The organism is Streptomyces agglomeratus (assembly GCF_001746415.1).
GTDB classification, from domain to species: Bacteria; Actinomycetota; Actinomycetes; order Streptomycetales; family Streptomycetaceae; genus Streptomyces; species Streptomyces agglomeratus.
Genome location: NZ_MEHJ01000001.1, coordinates 19,162 through 35,291, shown reverse-complemented (window position 1 = coordinate 35,291; position 16,130 = coordinate 19,162). Strand labels below are relative to the sequence as shown.

At 66.5% G+C, this 16,130-nt stretch carries 19 protein-coding genes, 5 pseudogenes and 1 other annotated feature; of the genes and pseudogenes, 16 read left to right on the top strand and 8 right to left on the bottom strand.

Annotated elements, in window-relative coordinates:
* Positions 1-95 precede the first annotated feature (95 nt).
* Positions 96-278, top strand: a complete 183-nt coding sequence (locus tag AS594_RS00185; RefSeq protein ID WP_069925111.1) for a hypothetical protein — start codon at positions 96-98, stop codon at positions 276-278.
* Positions 279-297: 19 nt separating this feature from the next.
* Here the strand turns inward: AS594_RS00185 and AS594_RS00180 are convergent.
* Positions 298-1,005 (bottom strand): annotated as a pseudogene (locus tag AS594_RS00180) (IS5 family transposase); the annotation flags it as partial.
* Between the two features lie 38 nt (positions 1,006-1,043).
* Between AS594_RS00180 and AS594_RS45710 the strand changes: the two are divergent.
* Positions 1,044-1,366 (top strand): annotated as a pseudogene (locus tag AS594_RS45710) (DDE-type integrase/transposase/recombinase); the annotation flags it as partial.
* Here the strand turns inward: AS594_RS45710 and AS594_RS45705 are convergent.
* A complete protein-coding gene (locus AS594_RS45705; protein WP_176743496.1) occupies positions 1,267-2,091 on the bottom strand; it encodes a cupin domain-containing protein in 825 nt (274 codons plus the stop codon). The pseudogene AS594_RS45710 and the gene AS594_RS45705 sit on opposite strands and share 100 nt — an antisense overlap.
* A gap of 349 nt (positions 2,092-2,440) precedes the next feature.
* Positions 2,441-2,719: a hypothetical protein gene (locus tag AS594_RS00170; RefSeq protein WP_069934868.1), complete on the bottom strand. Its 279-nt coding sequence runs from the start codon at positions 2,717-2,719 to the stop codon at positions 2,441-2,443.
* A 329-nt stretch (positions 2,720-3,048) separates the two neighbouring features.
* Here AS594_RS00170 and AS594_RS45700 point away from each other — a divergent pair.
* The 5 genes and pseudogenes from AS594_RS45700 to AS594_RS40360 all read left to right on the top strand — a co-directional run.
* Positions 3,049-3,597 (top strand): annotated as a pseudogene (locus AS594_RS45700) (ISAzo13-like element transposase-related protein); the annotation flags it as partial.
* Between the two features lie 218 nt (positions 3,598-3,815).
* On the top strand, positions 3,816-4,220 hold the full coding sequence (locus tag AS594_RS40365; protein WP_079148664.1) for a thiol-disulfide oxidoreductase DCC family protein: 405 nt from the start codon (positions 3,816-3,818) through the stop codon (positions 4,218-4,220).
* Positions 4,221-4,492: 272 nt separating this feature from the next.
* Positions 4,493-4,813, top strand: a complete 321-nt coding sequence (locus tag AS594_RS00160) for a transposase (protein ID WP_069925108.1) — start codon at positions 4,493-4,495, stop codon at positions 4,811-4,813.
* Positions 4,771-4,884 (top strand) — a sequence feature (AL1L pseudoknot). It overlaps the preceding gene by 43 nt.
* The gene (locus tag AS594_RS00155) at positions 4,810-5,577 is read left to right on the top strand and encodes an IS3 family transposase (RefSeq protein WP_069925107.1); all 768 of its coding nucleotides are present in this window, start codon (positions 4,810-4,812) and stop codon (positions 5,575-5,577) included. It overlaps the preceding feature by 75 nt. Before AS594_RS00160 ends, AS594_RS00155 begins: the two co-directional genes overlap by 4 nt.
* Positions 5,578-5,724: 147 nt before the next feature.
* The gene (locus tag AS594_RS40360) at positions 5,725-6,165 is read left to right on the top strand and encodes a transposase (protein ID WP_107358019.1); all 441 of its coding nucleotides are present in this window, start codon (positions 5,725-5,727) and stop codon (positions 6,163-6,165) included.
* A 129-nt stretch (positions 6,166-6,294) separates the two neighbouring features.
* Here the strand turns inward: AS594_RS40360 and AS594_RS45300 are convergent, their stop codons facing one another.
* Together AS594_RS45300 and AS594_RS47780 are read right to left on the bottom strand one after the other, a co-directional pair.
* Positions 6,295-6,516, bottom strand: a complete 222-nt coding sequence (locus AS594_RS45300; RefSeq protein ID WP_240509221.1) for an integrase core domain-containing protein — start codon at positions 6,514-6,516, stop codon at positions 6,295-6,297.
* 409 nt (positions 6,517-6,925) lie between these two features.
* Positions 6,926-7,165, bottom strand: a pseudogene (locus AS594_RS47780) (IS3 family transposase); the annotation flags it as partial.
* 556 nt (positions 7,166-7,721) lie between these two features.
* On the opposite strand from AS594_RS47780, the pseudogene AS594_RS47775 reads away from it, so the two are divergent.
* The 7 genes and pseudogenes from AS594_RS47775 to AS594_RS43725 form a co-directional block, all read left to right on the top strand.
* A pseudogene (locus AS594_RS47775) lies at positions 7,722-8,432 on the top strand (ice-binding family protein); the annotation flags it as partial.
* 79 nt (positions 8,433-8,511) lie between these two features.
* A complete protein-coding gene (locus AS594_RS47770) occupies positions 8,512-9,078 on the top strand; it encodes a pentapeptide repeat-containing protein (RefSeq protein ID WP_420877878.1) in 567 nt (188 codons plus the stop codon).
* Between the two features lie 199 nt (positions 9,079-9,277).
* The gene (locus tag AS594_RS40350; protein ID WP_240508864.1) at positions 9,278-10,006 is read left to right on the top strand and encodes a DUF5819 family protein; all 729 of its coding nucleotides are present in this window, start codon (positions 9,278-9,280) and stop codon (positions 10,004-10,006) included.
* Positions 10,007-10,148: 142 nt separating this feature from the next.
* Positions 10,149-11,132 (top strand): HTTM domain-containing protein, encoded by a 984-nt coding sequence (locus AS594_RS00135; RefSeq protein ID WP_107358145.1) that lies wholly within the window; start codon positions 10,149-10,151, stop codon positions 11,130-11,132.
* Between the two features lie 63 nt (positions 11,133-11,195).
* Positions 11,196-11,480 carry a transposase gene (locus AS594_RS00130; RefSeq protein WP_167367950.1) on the top strand — a complete coding sequence of 95 codons (285 nt, stop codon included), beginning with the start codon at positions 11,196-11,198 and terminating at the stop codon, positions 11,478-11,480.
* 57 nt (positions 11,481-11,537) lie between these two features.
* Complete coding sequence (locus tag AS594_RS47765) at positions 11,538-11,870, top strand: helix-turn-helix domain-containing protein (protein WP_079148407.1); 333 nt, start codon at positions 11,538-11,540, stop codon at positions 11,868-11,870.
* Complete coding sequence (locus tag AS594_RS43725; protein ID WP_069925103.1) at positions 11,798-12,016, top strand: hypothetical protein; 219 nt, start codon at positions 11,798-11,800, stop codon at positions 12,014-12,016. Before AS594_RS47765 ends, AS594_RS43725 begins: the two co-directional genes overlap by 73 nt.
* Positions 12,017-12,105: 89 nt before the next feature.
* Here AS594_RS43725 and AS594_RS47435 read toward each other — a convergent pair whose 3' ends face one another.
* From AS594_RS47435 to AS594_RS00110, 3 genes are all read right to left on the bottom strand, one after another.
* A complete protein-coding gene (locus tag AS594_RS47435) occupies positions 12,106-12,303 on the bottom strand; it encodes a hypothetical protein (protein ID WP_069925101.1) in 198 nt (65 codons plus the stop codon).
* Positions 12,304-13,383: 1,080 nt separating this feature from the next.
* The gene (locus AS594_RS00115) at positions 13,384-13,884 is read right to left on the bottom strand and encodes a hypothetical protein (protein ID WP_240508863.1); all 501 of its coding nucleotides are present in this window, start codon (positions 13,882-13,884) and stop codon (positions 13,384-13,386) included.
* Positions 13,884-14,192 (bottom strand): ATP-binding protein, encoded by a 309-nt coding sequence (locus AS594_RS00110; protein WP_069934865.1) that lies wholly within the window; start codon positions 14,190-14,192, stop codon positions 13,884-13,886. The genes AS594_RS00115 and AS594_RS00110 overlap by 1 nt, the downstream gene beginning before the upstream one ends.
* Before the next feature lie 370 nt (positions 14,193-14,562).
* On the opposite strand from AS594_RS00110, the gene AS594_RS00105 reads away from it, so the two are divergent.
* A complete protein-coding gene (locus AS594_RS00105) occupies positions 14,563-14,871 on the top strand; it encodes a transposase (protein WP_069774646.1) in 309 nt (102 codons plus the stop codon).
* Positions 14,868-15,785 (top strand): IS3 family transposase, encoded by a 918-nt coding sequence (locus tag AS594_RS00100; protein WP_069931936.1) that lies wholly within the window; start codon positions 14,868-14,870, stop codon positions 15,783-15,785. The genes AS594_RS00105 and AS594_RS00100 overlap by 4 nt, the downstream gene beginning before the upstream one ends.
* Positions 15,786-16,130: the final 345 nt, after the last annotated feature.

Genomic DNA, 16,130 nt, shown 5'->3' with positions numbered 1-16,130 from the left:
CCCACCGGCTCGACGTCCCGGGCGGGACCAGCCAGTACAGCCACCTGCTGCGCCTGGGCGCGGGCCTGGGTGAGGACGCGGTCGGCCTGCGCCAGGTGCGCCTCGACGTCCCGCTGAGCGGCAGCGAGCTGCCCGGTGGTCAGTGCCTGGATCCGGCGCGCGGTCTCTTCGGCGGCTTCGAGCTGCACCTGGGTGCTGGTGCGCATCCGGACGTGCTGCTCGGCGAGGTCGGCCTGCTCGCGTACCGCGTCCGCGATCTCAGAGGGCGTTTGAAGTAGGCAGATTGCCCTTGATGCCCTAGTAAGTCCCTCGCCAGGTTGGGGTGGTCTCGTCCGTTATGCGCTTGGCGAGGTTGTCGACCGAGGCGATATGGATCATGGCTTCGGAGCTGGCGGTGAGGGTCTCGTAGTCGCGGGCGAGGCGGCGGTGCATCATGATCCATCCAATACTCCGCTCCACCACCCAGCGTCTTTTGACGACATGAAAGCCACGGATTTGAGGGTTTCTGTTGACGACCTCGACGTCGATTCCAAGCTTCGCCCCGTGCTCGACGACGGCGTTCTTGAAGCCGGTGTCGACCCAGCTCTTGGAGATGGTCGGGTACGTCTCCTTCGCCTTGTCCAGGAGGCGTATCCCCAGGGCGTTCTCCGAAAGGCCAGCGGCGGTGACGGTCACGGCGAGGATGAGGCCGATCGTGTCGGTGAGGATGCCGCGCTTCCTTCCGACGATCTTCTTGGCCGCATCCGTTCCCTGGCTGGTCAGGGGCACGTTGTTGGAGGTTTTCACGCTCTGGGTGTCGATCACGGAGGCGGTGGGCTCGGACGTGCGCCCTTCCTTGACCCGGGCCAGTCCCGTCAGGTCGTAATTGAGCTGGGCGAAGACCCCTTCGTCGCGCCACGCGGCGTAGTAGGCATAGACGGTGCCGTGGTTCGGGAAGTCGTGCGGGAGGTATTCCCAAGGGATCCCGGTGCGGTTTATGTAGAGGATCGCGTTGAAGACGTCGCCTCTAAGAGCGGACGGCGTCCAAGTGGGCTTCGGCGGTGCGTGCGTCGGCGGGCGACAAGCTCCGCTCCTACGGCACGGCCCACCGGGAGGTGATGCCCTCGGTGGAGCAACGCTCGCACGAGGGCCTGCACAACGGGCCGAGAGCTCCCACCAACCAACCCGGCGGCGCGAACGCGCGATGAACCGATTCCGCTCCGCCGGCGCAGCGCAGCGGTTCCTGTCCGTTTTCACCGCAATCTCACCCCACTTCCGGCCCGGACGTCACCTCATGACCGCCAGCCGCCACCGCTTCGAGATGAGGGCCCGCTTCACCACCTGGGACCACATCACCGGCCTCATCGGCAGACCCGCCACGATCTGAACCGGACCGAAACCCGAGCTCCGGCTTGCCTTCAGACGACCACACCCCCGATGAAGTGACAACGCCCCCATGGGTCGGGAAGCAAGGGTCCGGGGGCCGCGACGCTGACGCCGGAGAGCGGAACATCGGCAACGCGGGCGTCCAGGCGCAGCGCACGAAGCAGCGATCGGGCGCGGATCGTCCATCGCCCGGCCGCCGGCGCCGAACCGGCCCGGTCCGGCAGACGCCCGCTCCGGGTAGGCCCTTCCACGGCTCGGCTGCGGGCCCGGCTCCCGCTGAGCGGCGCGCGTAACAGCAGCGGTTTCGGTACTCAGCAGCCGGGCCCGTGGCTCTCCCGTTCGCGAAGCCGTCCTCGCGACGGGTTCACGAACGGGTGCAGCGGGCGCGGACTTTGGGGGCCTGCCCTGTTCAACGAAGTACGAGTCGTGCTTGATGAAGAACTCGGTGCGCTCTTCGTCGGTGGCGTTGGCGAGCTGCGACAGCCCTTCGGCATACTCTTCGCGCGGTGGTGCCCCCGGCGCGAACAGCATCAGCATCTCCGCCGGGGCGTCCGAATCGTTTCGGAAGGCATGCAAGCCGCCCTGCGGCACGAACAGGAAGTCGCCCTTCTTCGCATCGACCCAGTCCACCCCGTTGAACAGCCGCTCCGTCCCGTCGAGGATGAAGAACGACTCCGAGATGGTCTTGTGGAAGTGTGTCCTTTGACCACCGGGCCCGCGGCTCATCTCCACCCCGGTGGAGACCGAACTCCCCGTTCGTGGACGCTTTCGTGGCGAGATACTGATCTTTGATTATGGGCTTGACGCGGGTGGGGCGAGTTCGAGGCCGGTCCCGGTCACCGACAACGTGACAGTGCCCTGACCAGCCGCGATGAGCGACAGGCAAGAGCTATCTACAGCTGCCGTGACTGCCTGACAACGTGCGCACAGCGGCGGGAGGACGGCGGCGCGGGGACCCTTCACGGAATCGGTACGAGGGGACCGCTAGGGAGTGTCCGGCGGACCATGACCGCATCGGCGCCGGGAGAGCGCCCGGTGCTAGTGATCGATCCGTCATGATCCGCCGGACACGGCCTCAGAAGGCGCTGTTGTTGCAGCCCATGGTCGAACCGAGGTGGGTGTCCTGTGCGCCCGGGTTGCCCTCGCCGTTCAGCAGGTTGCCGCCCAGGCCGTTGAGAATGCCGACCTGGCCGAGGACGTCGACGTTCAGGTCGCGCGACTTGCACATGGAGCTCTGCTTGATGTTGAAGTTGTCGTTACCCTTGTCGCCGCCGGCGTGGGCAGTGCCGGCGCCCATGAGTCCGACGCTGGCGATGGCGGCGACCAGGACGGCAGCCTTGCGAAGCTTGTACATGTCATCTCCGGTGGAGTGAGGTTGAGGCGATCAGTAATAGATCGACTTCGTACAGTCACGGGAGATTAGCCCGAAATGCCACAAAACGCCCTGCGGCGCGCTGATCTCGCAATCGTGTTGCGGAAGCATCCGGAAGCCGCATGGTTGCGAGCGGACCCTTCGGCGGGGCGATCCTCGAAAGGCCGCCCAGGGGGTCCATGTCCGGCCGTACGCCGCCCCAGCGGACGCGCGACGGCGTTCGCAAAGGCGCTGCTTTGCGAGCGCGGGCTCGCTGTCAAGGTATGGCAGTTCCGAAAAAAATCTGTTCCTGACTCCGCTGCAGATGCTCGGTGTTGTTGCGCACTAGAACGAGCGGCAGCGGCGGCTGCCCCGGCCACCGAGGCCCGGCTGCTTGGGCATGGCGGCGTACGGGCGGTGGCCCGGATCGCCCAGGTCAGCGAGACCACCGTGCGCCGTGGAATGTCGGAGCTGGAAGCGGGGGCCGGACCCGATGCCCGGCGGCCGGTGCGTGCACCGGGCAGAGCCAGCACACGGACCGAAGATACCAATCCAGCCCTGCTCCAGGCGTTGTTGCGACTGGCGGAGCCAAACGAGGGGGTGATCGCCCAGTCGCCGCTGAGGTGGACGACGAGGTCGCTGCGGCACCTGGCCGAGGATCTGAGCGGCAGGGGCACCCGGTGTCCGCGTCGACGTGGGTCGGCTGCCGCGACAGGAGAACTTCAGGGGCTTTCAGCCCGCAGGCGAACGTCAAGACCCTCGAGGGCGCCCAGCACCCCGACCGGGACGCCCAGCTCCGCTACATCAACGAGCAGGTCAAACAGCACCAGGCCGACGGCGAGCCGGTGATCAGCGTGGACACCAAAAAGCGCGAAGCCGTCCAGGTCACGGACAACTTGACGACGTCCTTTCTACCCCGGCACAGACGGGATCAGTCGACGCTCTGTAGGTGGGAGAATGCCGGGCCGGCACGGTGGTCCGAGGTAGCATTCCACGCCATGCGGTATGGACTGGAGTTCTGGCTGTTTTGTGCGCCAATCCTTTTAATTACCGCATATAGAGACTCCTCGCCACAGCCAATGCAAGGAAAGTAGCCAAGGTGGTAAGCCAGCCGATTCTACTGTTTGACGGAGACTGCGGTTTTTGTGGCAGAACAATCGAGATTGCTAGACGCGTAATCCAACCGCGCGTCCGATTCATCCCCTGGCAGTATGCTGACCTCGCCACCCTGGGTGTCACCGAAGACAGAGCCGACCGCGAGGTCCTTTGGATCAGCCCGGTCGGCGGCACTGTGTACGGCGGACCGCGCGCCCTTTCCGCCATGCTGATGTCTGGACGAAAACGCTGGAGGTGGCTCGGGATTGTTCTCAGGATGCCGCCTTTCAACTGGATGGCAGGTGGCGTCTACCAGGTGGTCGCAAGGAACCGCCATCGCCTTCCGGGCGGCACAATCACCTGCTCCCTTCCGGCCCATATGCGTCGCGAGCCGGACACACACATTTGATCGGCTGGCGAGCGCCCGATCAGGAACGGTGCCCTGCTCGGTAGTGTGACGCATGCGATTGCGTCAGAAGCAGGTAGCAGACCGGCCGCCAGTAGTCCGAGGTCGCCTCCATCACCACCATCTTGACCTGCCGCTCCATCAGCCAGGCCAGCAAGCCCCGAACTTCGGCGGTTGTAGTGCCGAACCGCTTGGTCTTTCAAGGACCAGCTGCCAGCCCGTTTTGAACCGCCCCGTGTTCTTCGGAGGCTCTGATCCCTGGAAGGGTTGGAGTCATGCCGGCACCGAGGAAGTACCCCGCCGAGCTGCGGGAGCGAACCGTGCGGCTCGTGTTCGAGATACGCCAGAAGACCGGTCAGAAGGTCGGCTCGGTCTCCCCGGTCGCCACTCAGCTCGGGGTGCACCGTGAGGCCCTGCGGGAGTGGGTCAAGCGCGCGGTGATCGACGTCGGGCAGCGGCCGGGAACCTCGACCGTGGATGCTCAGCGGATCGCGGAGCTGGAGCGGGAGAATCGTGAGCTGCGGCGTTCGGTGAAGACCCTCAAGGCCGCGTCGGCTTTCTTCGCGCGGGAGCTCGACCCGCGACTGCCGAGATGACCGGGTTCGTCGACGCCCACCGCGACCAGTTCGGGGTCGAGCCGATCTGCAATGAGCTGCAGTTCGCCCCGTCCACTTACTACGCCGCGGTTGCCCGCAAGGGCCGCCCGTCCGCCCGCGAGCTGCGGGACCAATGGCTGAAGAAGGAGATCACCCGCGTGTACGAGGACAACTTCCGGGTCTACGGAGCAAGGAAGATCACCCGGCAGTTACGCCGGGAGGGCATACTCGTGGCCCGTTCCACCGTCGAGCGCCTGATGCGGGTCCTCAACTTGACCGGCGCGGTGCGTGGGAGGAAGAAGGTCACCACCGTGACCGATCCGGCCGCCGAGCGGCCGACGGACCTGGTGAAACGGAACTTCACCGCCACGGCGCCGAACCAGCTGTGGGTCACCGACTTCACCTACGTGGCCACCCGGGTCGGCACCGTCTACGTCGCCTTCGTCCTGGACGTGTCCTCCCGGAAGATCGTCGGCTGGCGCGCGGCGGACCACATGCGCACCGCGCTCGTCCTGGACGCGCTGGAAATGGCGATCTGGTCCCCTGACCGCGACGGCGTGGGCGACCTGGACGGGCTGGTGCATCACAGCGATGCCGGCAGTCAATACCTGTCCATCCGCTACACCCAGCGCCTGTCCGAAGCCGGCGCCGCACCCATCCTCGGCACCGTCGGCGACGCACTCGACTGTCAGTCCTTTTCGCGCCGGATCCCGCAAGGATCGGGTAGCCCCGGTCGAGGCGGTCTGACTCTTGCTTACGACTGACCCTGCGGGTGTCCTGGCGTTGATCTGTCGACCGCCCGGCCGGGCACGCAGCAAGCGCTGCCGCCGGACGGACGTGACCTGACAGGAGCCTGGAGCCGACTCGCCAAAGCACCGTGACAGTCCTGTCCGCATGGCCACGCGGTCCTCCTGGACCACTCCACGCAGGCAAGGGCCGGTGAAGGCTTCGAGAAGAACGCCTTCACCATTGACTGGAAGACCCGCCGGGCCCGCTGCCCCGCCGGCCGCACCAGCTCCCACCGGAACCCGGTGAAACAGCACGGCAAGGACGCCATCGTCACCAACTTCAGCGTCCTGACCTGCCGGGACTGCCCCTTCCACAAGCAGTGCACCACCTCGAAGCCCGGACGCCGCATGCTCACCCTGCGGCCGAAGGAACTCCACGAAACCCTCGCCCGGGCCCGCGCCGAGCAGAAGACCGACACCTGGAAGAACACGTACGCCCTCCGCGCCGGCGTCGAGGCAACCATCCACCAGGCCCTCGACATCACCGGCATCCGCCGAGCCCACTACCGAGGCCTGCCGAAAGTCCGCCCCCAGCACGCCTTTTCGCCACCGCCCTCAACGTGATCAGACTCGACGCGTACTGGACCGACCATCCCCTCCGGCGCACCGCACCAGCCGACTCGAACGTCTCGCCTACCAACTCATCGCGTGACCCCACCAATTACGCAGCAGAGTCCACCATTGGTGTGGTGGTCAGGCTGCGAGTGCGTTCTCGTATTCGGCGGGACTGCGGTAGCCGAGGCTGCTGTGCAGTCGGTGCAAGTAGTACCAGCCCTCGATGAAGTCGAAGATCGCGGTGCGGGCGGCGGCCCTGCTGGGCCAGGAACTCGTGTCGAGCAACTCCCGTTTGATCGTGGCGAAGAACGACTCGGCGAGCGCGTTGTCCCAGCACTGTCCGGTGCGGCCGACCGGCAGGCGGATGCCGAACTCTGTTGCCGGCGAGGCCCATTGCCGACTGGTGTACTGACAGCCACGGTCCTGAGTGGAAGATCACCGGCCGGGTGGGACGACGCTGTCGGCAGGCCGCCGTGAGAGCGGGTCGGCGACCAGAGCGATGCGCAGGTGGTCGGCGGTCGCCCAGCCGATCACCCGGCGCAAGGCCGATGTCGATGACGGTGGCCAGATAGAGCCAGCCCTCCTCCGTCGGGACGTAGAGGATGTCGCCGCACCAGCGGGTGTGGGCGCCGGCCGGGTCGGGACCGAACTGCCGCAGGATGAGGTCGGGCCGGGTGGCGGCGCGAGAGTCGGGGACGGTGGTCAGATACCGTCGTCTGCGGTGGCGGCCCTCCAGGCCCGCCGCTCCCATCAGTCTGGCGATGCGGCGGCGTCCGCAGACAGCACCCTGGCGTTTCAGCACGGCCTGGATGCGTGGAGCGCCGTAGGTGCCACGCGACTGGGCGTGGACCTCGGAGATCTGCCCGGTCAGTTCCGCGTCATGGACCGCCCGCGAACCGGGCTTGCCGGTGCGGCGGGCGCAGAAGGCGGCTCGGGAGACCTTGAGCAGTTCACATGCGCGCTTGACGTTGTGACCGTCTTGCTTCTCCGCCTCGATGAACGGGTGCACCGTCACCGGCTCTCCTTCGCAAAGAAAGCCGTCTTAGATTCAACCGGTCAAGGCAACGCTCTCGGCTGGCGTCCGGAACCCCAGGCACTTGCGCGGACGGTTGTTGAGCTTCGCCGCGATGGCGTCTAGGTCGTCCTGGCCACCACTCGCCCGACGCTTTGGCGAACTTCAGTTCCCGCTATCGGACTCGACGATATGAATATGTGATTAGTTGCGGCATTCGGCTCCGGCTCGGCGGACGCTTCTTGGCTTGCGCTATTCAGGGGAGTGTCGCTGCTCACTCGCCCCATTCCGCGCTAAGCGCGATTCAGCCGAGGCACATTGTAGGTGCAGGCCTATTCCATTGGCGGTCGACCGCGCCACCGATGGATCGCCGCTGGATGAGGGATAGCCAGTCGGGTCAACGTTCGTCATACATTTTCGTGATGCACATAAATTCCGGCGACACCGCCCGATGGATCGTAGCTATGAAGGGTTATCTGGGTAATCTCCCGCCGACAAGAGAGGCGATTAAGTTTCGCCGGACGTTACCACCCCTACAGGAGTTGGTTCCTCAATGACACTGAACATGCCCGATGCGCCGCATCGGCGCACAATGTCCGCCTGGATCGCGGGGGTACTCACCCTGCTGGTCGCCGTTGCCGTTGTGGCAGTGACGCCTATTCGGGCACTTGCGGCAACATCTGTACCTTTGGGTACCGCGGAAAGCTTCGCGGTGCTGGCCGGTTCGACGGTCACCAACGAGGGCCCCTCAGTAGTCACCGGAGACCTCGGCGTACATCCAGGGTCGGCCGTTACGGGATTCCCGCCTGGGACGGTCACGGGCGGGACAATCCACGTGGCGGACGGTGTGGCGATGCAGGCGAAAGCCGACCTGGCCACTGCGTACGACAACGCCTTCGGACAGCCCACGGAATTCAACCTTCCCGCAGCGCCAGTGAATCCCACGCTGGCTCCCGGCACTTACGCCGTCACGTCCGGACTCCTGATCAACGGGACCTGGACCCTGGACGGACAAAACAATCCCGATGCCGTCTGGGTGTTCAAGGTTCCTGCCGGCCTGACGACGGCATCCGCCAGCAGCGTGGTCCTTCAGAACCTCGCCCAGGCGTGCAACGTGTTCTGGGTGACTGATGAATCGGCCACTCTCGGAACCGACTCCAACTTCGTGGGTACCCTCATGGCACTCACTTCGATCAGTGTCACCAATGGGGCGACCATCCAGGGCCGGGCGTTGGCCCGCAACGGGGCCGTGACACTGGACGACAACGTGATTACCAGGCCCACATGTGACGACGACACCACCGCGACGGGTGACGCTGCGACGGGTGACGCTGCGACGGGCGATGCTGCGACGGGCGATGCTGCGACGGGTGACGCTGCGACGGGTGACGCTGCGACGGGTGACGCTGCGACGGGTGACGCTGCGACGGGCGATGCTGCGACGGGCGATGCTGCGACGGGCGATGCTGCGACGGGCGATGCTGCGACGGGTGACGCTGCGACGGGTGACGCTGCGACGGGTGACGCTGCGACGGGTGACGCTGCGACGGGTGACGCTGCGACGGGCGATGCTGCGACGGGTGACGCTGCGACGGGTGACGCTGCGACGGGCGATGCTGCGACGGGCGATGCTGCGACGGGTGACGCTGCGACGGGTGACGCTGCGACGGGTGACGCTGCGACGGGCGATGCCGCGACGGGCGATGCCGCGACGGGCGATGCCGCGACGGGCGGACACGGAGACTGCGACTGCGACGAGAAGCCCGGGAAGCCGGGGACTGGCCACCACGACAAGTGGGGGAAGAACGACCACCACGACAAGTGGGGGAAGAACGACCACCACGACAAGTGGGGGAAGAACGACCACCACGACAAGTGGCAGTCCAAGCCGGCCTTCGCCAGCTGAGTGAATTTCTCCCTTGCGGTTCGCTGGGAGCAGTGAGTCGCGCATAGGTCCTTTCTTCGGAGCGCGCGCATGGGTGGGCATGCTCCGACACGCAACAAATACGGGTGGCGCGCGGTGGATCGTCGTCGATGCCATCGCGCGTTACCTGCGGAAGCAGGAGAAGCAGGTGCGAGCAGTCGGGCTGGGAAGGACCGGGTGGGGCTGTGCTGGGCAACGCTGAGTCGACGAAGATGAAGGAATCGCAACGGACCGAGCTCGAGCTGGCCGCGAAGGACGGGGGCGGAGGGGCCCGCAGAACTCGTGGCATTTCAGGGCCACCATGCCTGCTGACCGCGGTGACGGGAGCCGCGGTGGCCCTGTGTCTGGCAGCGACCCTGGTTCATGTGCTTCTGGTATTTCTGTACGTGGCGCCCCCGAACGCCATCTCGAAAATGTACAGCCAACAGACCAACGCGTGGGTCCGGCCAGTCTTCGAGCAAAACTGGCGGCTCTTCGCCCCTAATCCGCAGTCAGTTAACCGGCACATCTCGGCGAGGGTCAGGCACACAGCACCGGACGGCACCACACAGGTGAGCGACTGGGTCAGCCTGAGTGCCAAAGACAATTCTGCCGTCAAGCACAACGTCTTCCCCAGCCATACAGCACAGAATATCTTGCGCCAAGCTTGGAATGCTTACCTCAAAACGCACGGCAGTGACGACCGGCCGCGCACGGAGCGAGCTTTGATGATTCAGAAGTATCTGCGCAACATCGCAGCGGACCGCGTCACCGCCCAACGTGGCGGCACCTTCGACTCGATCCAGCTACGGGTGATCACCCTGCCTATCGCGGCGCCCCGCGAAGCGGGCGGACCCCCCGCCGCAACGGCACCTGTGCGAGGCCAAACTCGGTATCTGCCCTGGTGGAAGGTGGCCACGCGTGGAACGGACTGAGCAGGCGACGGTCGTGGCACCCTCAGCGTCCCGAAACACCACCGAGCGGGCGAGTGGGCGTGTGCCGCAGCACGTCTTCGAACGGATCCATGCGTTCTTCCTCCTCCTGACCGAGCGGCCGGTCTCCCTCTACGCGGCGGCGATGCTGCGCATTGGGTACGGTCTGCTCTATCTCATCTTCCTGCTTCGCGAGTACCCACACCGCGACGAGATGTGGGGCCCCGGTTCACCGTGGACGCCCGAGCTAGCCAGGCAGATGTTCGATCAGAGTGGGTGGGCCAGCGTCCTCACCCTGTCCGACAACCCGGTGTACTTCGAGGTGTGCTACACCGTGGCTCTCGTCACTTGCGCGCTGTTCGTGCTGGGCTGGCGGACGCGGGCGGTGTCTGTGCTGTTCGCGGTCATGGTCGTGTCGTTCCACGCCAAGGCGATTTTTATGGCGGACGGCGGGGACAATCTCATGGTCCTCATGGCCGTCTACCTCATCTTCACCGCGTGCGGCCGGCGCTGGTCCCTTGACGCCCGCAGGACCCGGCTCCAGGCCTCAGTGGGCAAGATGGCAGGCCCACACCGCGGCGGCCTCCGATACCAACTCGACAGCGCCCGCACCAGCGTGATCACTGTGCTGCACAACTGCGGCATGTTCGTCATCGCAGCCCAGGTCTGTTTCCTCTACGGATGCGCAGGCCTGTACAAGGTGCAGGGCCTCAAGTGGGGCGACGGCACAGCCCTCCACTACATCCTGAACATCGACCTGTTCCGGCCATGGCCTGAGTTGTCGCAGATGATCGACGGTCATCACGTGCTGCTTGCCGCCGTCGGCTATCTGACGGTGCTGGTTCAGGTCGCCTTTCCGTTCGTCCTGTTCGGCAGGCTCAAATACCCGGTCCTAGCCATGCTGCTGGGCATGCACGTGAACATCGCGGTGCTCATGGGACTGCCGCTCTTCAGTGGCGCCATGATTGTCGCTGATGCCGTGTTCCTGCCCGACCGCTTCTACCGCGCCGTGGGACGGGTGGGACGGCGCGCCGTCAAGCGCACCAGTGTCACGGGAGCGGGAGCCTCGCCAGGGACAGCGCACGCTGCAGTACCGTCCCAGCCCGGTCCGACTGGCGACTGGGCTTGATCCGCTTTGACGGACATTTAAGATCAGGGGTTCGTCCCCGGAAGGATGTTGATCACGGAGAGCATGGGGAATCTCCCTCGCCGTTCGTTCACACCGGAGTTCAAGGCCGAGATCGTGTGCCGGCGTGGTGACCGCTCGGTCGGTCAGATCGCCAAGGACTTCGATCTGATCGAGACCGCGGTGCGGGACTGGGTAAAGCAGGCCGAGGTCGACACGGGCGAGCGCGAGGGACTGACCAGCAGCGAACGTGAGGAGCTGACCGCGCTGCGGCGGGAGAACCGCCGCCTGCGAGAAGACGTCGACATCCTCAAGCGGGCCACGGCATTCTTCGCGAAGGAGACCCGCTGACGGTGAACCCGTTCATCGAGGCGGAGAAGCAGAGCGGCCACAACGTCAGACGGGCGTGTGAGCTGCTCAAGGTCTCCCGCACCGCCTTCTACGCCCGCCGCAACGGCACTCCTGGCCCCCGCGGTCCGCGACCTGGAGCTGACCGAGAAGATCACCGAAGCCCACGAGCACTCCCGTGGCACCTACGGGGCCCCGCGCGTCCACGCCGTTGTGCAACGCGAGGGCGAAAGATGCGGACGGCGCCGCGTCGCCAGGCTGATGCGGGACGCCGGACTCCAAGGCCGCCACCGTAGGCGGCGACACGACTCAAGGATGCCTTGCGCAGGCAGCTCGGCCAGCAACTCGACCAGGCCGCCGCTGGGGATCTGGTCGCCCGCATCGAGGAACTGACTCGCCAATACCAGCTGCTTGCCACTGAACGCGACGCGTTGAGGCGGGAAAACTCCGAGCTGGCTCAGAAGCTGGAGGAGGCCGAGGAGGATCTGGCTGCCGCGCGGACCAGTCTCCGGGAGATGATCCGGCGGGAGAACGCCTGAACGGCGCACGTCGGTCACGGAGTCGTACGCGACTGGGGACGTTCAGTGGTACGTCTCTCCCTCTCCTCGAGGAGGGGGGGACGGCTCGCTCAGGCTGCCGGCTGCAGACGGCAGTGGTCGCTGGCGAGAGCCCGGAGGCGGGCGGCCACGGCGTCCGGGCCGAGTGCTGCCAAGGCCCACAGGGCACTGAGGCGGCGGCCGGAGGACCAGATGCCGGTGGTCGGCGGCCGGAACGGGGCCACGGCGATGTTCCGGGCCGCGAACGGGATCGGATCGAGATAGGTCATGCCGCCGGTCCCGCACAGATACGTGCGGGCGCCTCACGGCGGCCAGGTCGACGAGCCGGACGGATCGGCCCGGCCGGGCGGTCAGGCGGCTGCTGGCGAGGATCTGGCCGCGCCATCCGAGCAGGTCCAGCAGGACACGGGTGGACATCTGGGCGACGGCCGCGGTCCGTCCGGAACCCAGCGCAGGGCGTAGTGCCGGTAGGTCACACGCACCCAGGAAAGACGCACGCTGCGCGGCCCGGTCCATTCCAGTCCCGCGCACGCCACCACCGGCCCGTCGAAGAGGGCCGGGTTGGCCTGGACCGCCCTGTCCCACACCCGGTCCATGGCCGATTCAGCCTCTGGTGACAGTGGGGGCGCTTCAACCTCCGCCAGACGAATGTGTACAACGTCGAAGAGGTCCATACCCGCAGGGGGCAGCGTCTCGGTCACCGGCTCATCGTAGAGCCAGAGCCGGCCCGCAACAGAGAACCCTGCGCTGCGGGCGTACACCGGCCGCTACTGGCGAATGCGGGTGATGGTCCCCACTGCGTGGTGGATCGTGCCGCTTGCGACCTTCACCGTCAGCTCCGCTGTAGCGGAGGTGTAGAGGTCACCACACCGGTGTATCTGCGCGGGCCGGGCCCGGGCCCCACTTGGGGTGTGGCGGCCATATTCGACAGCGGCGTGGTCAGCCACTCGTATAGCGCAGTCCGGCCGTCGGGCAGCCGTATTGCAAGAACCGGGGGCAGGGTGACCGCGCCGGTGAGCCGATCACGGGCACGGCTGCAGACTGGGAAGTTCGATGCCGCGCTCGCCGCCGCCTGGGAGATCAAGGCGCACGCCCTGCACCAACGCGATGAAGCGGCTCGGACGCGATGCCGCCGAGGTGACCGTGCTCGCCGACCACCTCACCACGCACTGGTCAGGGGACTCAGTTGTGGGGCAGGCAGCCGGCGGGCACATGAGGCTTCTTGAGTGCGATGGCCTCCGCTGGGGGTGCGGGCCCCTGGGGATGGGGCTGAGGCCTGCCTGATGGGGGGGGCGGTTGGTACCCGCGCTTACCAGCGACCGCAGGGTGTCCGCGGGTGAGCGCGGTGATCAGGGGGTGGTGATGCTGAGCGCGGCCGCGAGGGACGCGTGTGGGGTCGGCTGCGGACGCAGCTCTGTCAGGAGGCGACGGAGCGGGTGTAGCGGGACGAGCCGGTCACTCGCGGACGGACGCAGCCAGTACGGACCGGGCGGCGCTGTGCGGTTGAGCGAGGGCAGCGTGACCGTGTGGGGAGCGCCGAGGCACACGCCGTACTCGTGGGGCTCCCACTTGCTGCGCGAGCCGGGTGGGACCAACCAGTACTGCCATCCGCTGTCTGGGTCCTCAATGACCGGCCCGCAACCGCTTTGGATCTCGTCCATCTCGGCTACGGCGGACTGCGTGTGGGTTCCGCCACCGGTGATTACGACGTCGAACAGACCGCTGCCGAGGCGTACACGGGCGTCCTTGCCTGTTTTGACGTGGAGAAGGGGGCGAATCACGGCGGCGAGGTCTTGCATGTCCTCGGCCGGGCGGTACGCGGGGCCGGCCGAATACACGAGCTGGCGCATCATGCCGACGGCGGGGGAAGACGGGCTGGTAGAGGTCCCGGCCCGGGGGCGAGCGTCGCGCGCACGGTCTTGCCGGCGTCATTGCGGAGGAACCAGACGACACGTGCACCGAGGCGCTTGGCCTCCCACAGCCCGCGGCCCGTGTCGCCTTGCACAGCTGCGCCAAAGGCGAGGAACTGCGGGGTGGGGTCCTCTACGTCGATCACGAGTTGCTGTGTCTCGGTGATCGCGAGGCGGGCCTTGACGCGCTCAGCCATGCCGTGACGGACGGCATTGTCCACGAGGCGGCCCAGAACATCCGTGGCCACGTGGATGCTCCCTTGCCAACCGAGGAGCGTGAGCTGCGAACGGCTTGGGCCCGAGCCTGCTTCGCAGCGTGGGCGTTGCCGGGGAGGTCGATGGGTGGGGACTCGTGTAGAACCGCAGTGATCATCGCGGCGGGTTCCATGGCGGCGGGTCCTTCGTGAAGGGCGAGGGAGCACCAGGTCGTCGTGCCGTCGGGACTGAATCCCCAGGAGTCGGCGATGGCGTCAACGATGGGAAGCCCACGGCCGCTCTCCTCGAGAGGGCCGGGCGTGCGCATGACTGGGACCACGGGAGTGTCGTCGGTGAGGTTCCCCCGAGATGCGGCGGGAGGTGACAGCTGGTCAGATGGGTCTCATGAGAGGACCTTTGACCATGGCTGCCCCGAGGAAATATCCGCTGGAGTTGCGGGAGCGTGCGGTGCGGATGTATCGCACGACCGAGCCGAGGCCGGTGATCAAGCGGCTGGCCGTCGAGCTGGGTGTGCATCCCGAGGCCCTGCGCGGCTGGATCCGCCAGGCCGAGGCCGACGCTGGTGAGAGCGATGACCGGCTGACCACCGCCGAACGTGAGGAGCTCGCGGCCCTGCGCAAGGAGAACGCGCAGCTCAAGCGGGCGAATGAAGTCCTGCGGACGGCGTCGGCTTTTTTCGCCGCGCAGCTCGACCCGACCCGGCCCAGGTGACGGCGCTCCTCGACGAGCACCCGCATCTGGGGGTCGAGCCGGTCCTGCGGGAACTGCACATCGCTTCGTCCACCTACTACCGCTGGCGCCGGCAAGAGCAGGAGCCGTGCGAGCGGCGGCGCCGTGACGCGGAGCTGACCGAGCAGATCCAGCGGATCCACGCCGATTCCGGCGGCATCTACGGTTCCCCACGCGTGCATGCCGTCCTGAGGCGCGAGGGTGTCCACGTGGGCCGCAAGCGGGTCGAGCGATTGATGCGCGAGGCCGATCTCGCGGGCGTCAGCCCCCGTCGTAAGGGTTTCACCCGCCGGGATCCGAAGGCCACTCTCGCCCCGGACCTGGTGAACAGAGACTTCACCGCGCCCGGTCCGAACCGGCTGTGGGTCACCGACCTCACCATGATCCCCACCGGCGAAGGGCCGCTGTGGCTCTCCGCGATCCGGGACGCCTTCTCCCGCCGGGTGGTGGCCTGGGAGACCTCCGGTTGTGCGGACGCCGACCTGGTCCTGTCCTCGCTGGAGTACGCCCTGGCCAGCCGCGAGGTCGAGCCCGGCAAGCTGGTTCATCATGCGGATCACGGCTGTCAGTACACATCGATCAAGCTGACAACTCGACTGCTGCGGGCAGGAATTGAGGCGTCCATGGGGTCCGTCGGGGACTCGTACGACAACGCTCTGGCCGAGAATCTATGGATGCTGGTCAAGACCGAGTGCGTCCGCGGCCGCGTCTTCGCGACCAGGGCTGAGGCGAACCTGGCCCTCTTCGAGTACATCGACGGCTTCTATAACAGCCGGCGCATCCAGCAACGGCTCGGCTACCTCAGCCCCATCGAGTTCGAGGAGAAGCACTACACCGACCAGGCGACGGCCGAACAAGCGAACCTGGAACCCCGTCACCCCGCCCTGACCAGCTGATCAGCACCTCCCGCACAACGGGGGAACCTCACGGAGACCTCGACGCGAAGGCATGAGCTGGTCTGGGAGAGCCGAAAGCCCACCGATGGGCCTCTGCCGTTCTGGAAGGCGTTGGTGTCCAGGGGCGGTTTTTCTGATCAGTACGTCGTGGGTTTGGCCTGGGTTGATCAGTTTGGTGTCTGGTGGTGGGAGCGCTTCAAGCCCCGGTCGCGACGGCTCGGTGATGGAGGAGATGCGGGCATGGGCTGCGTGTTGAGCTGGCGGTTGGTCAGGTGGAGTGAGCGTTGGTCAACTGTGGTCAGTTTCCCCGAGTGGTGATCACGTTCGTTGAGTGTTCCTATGCGC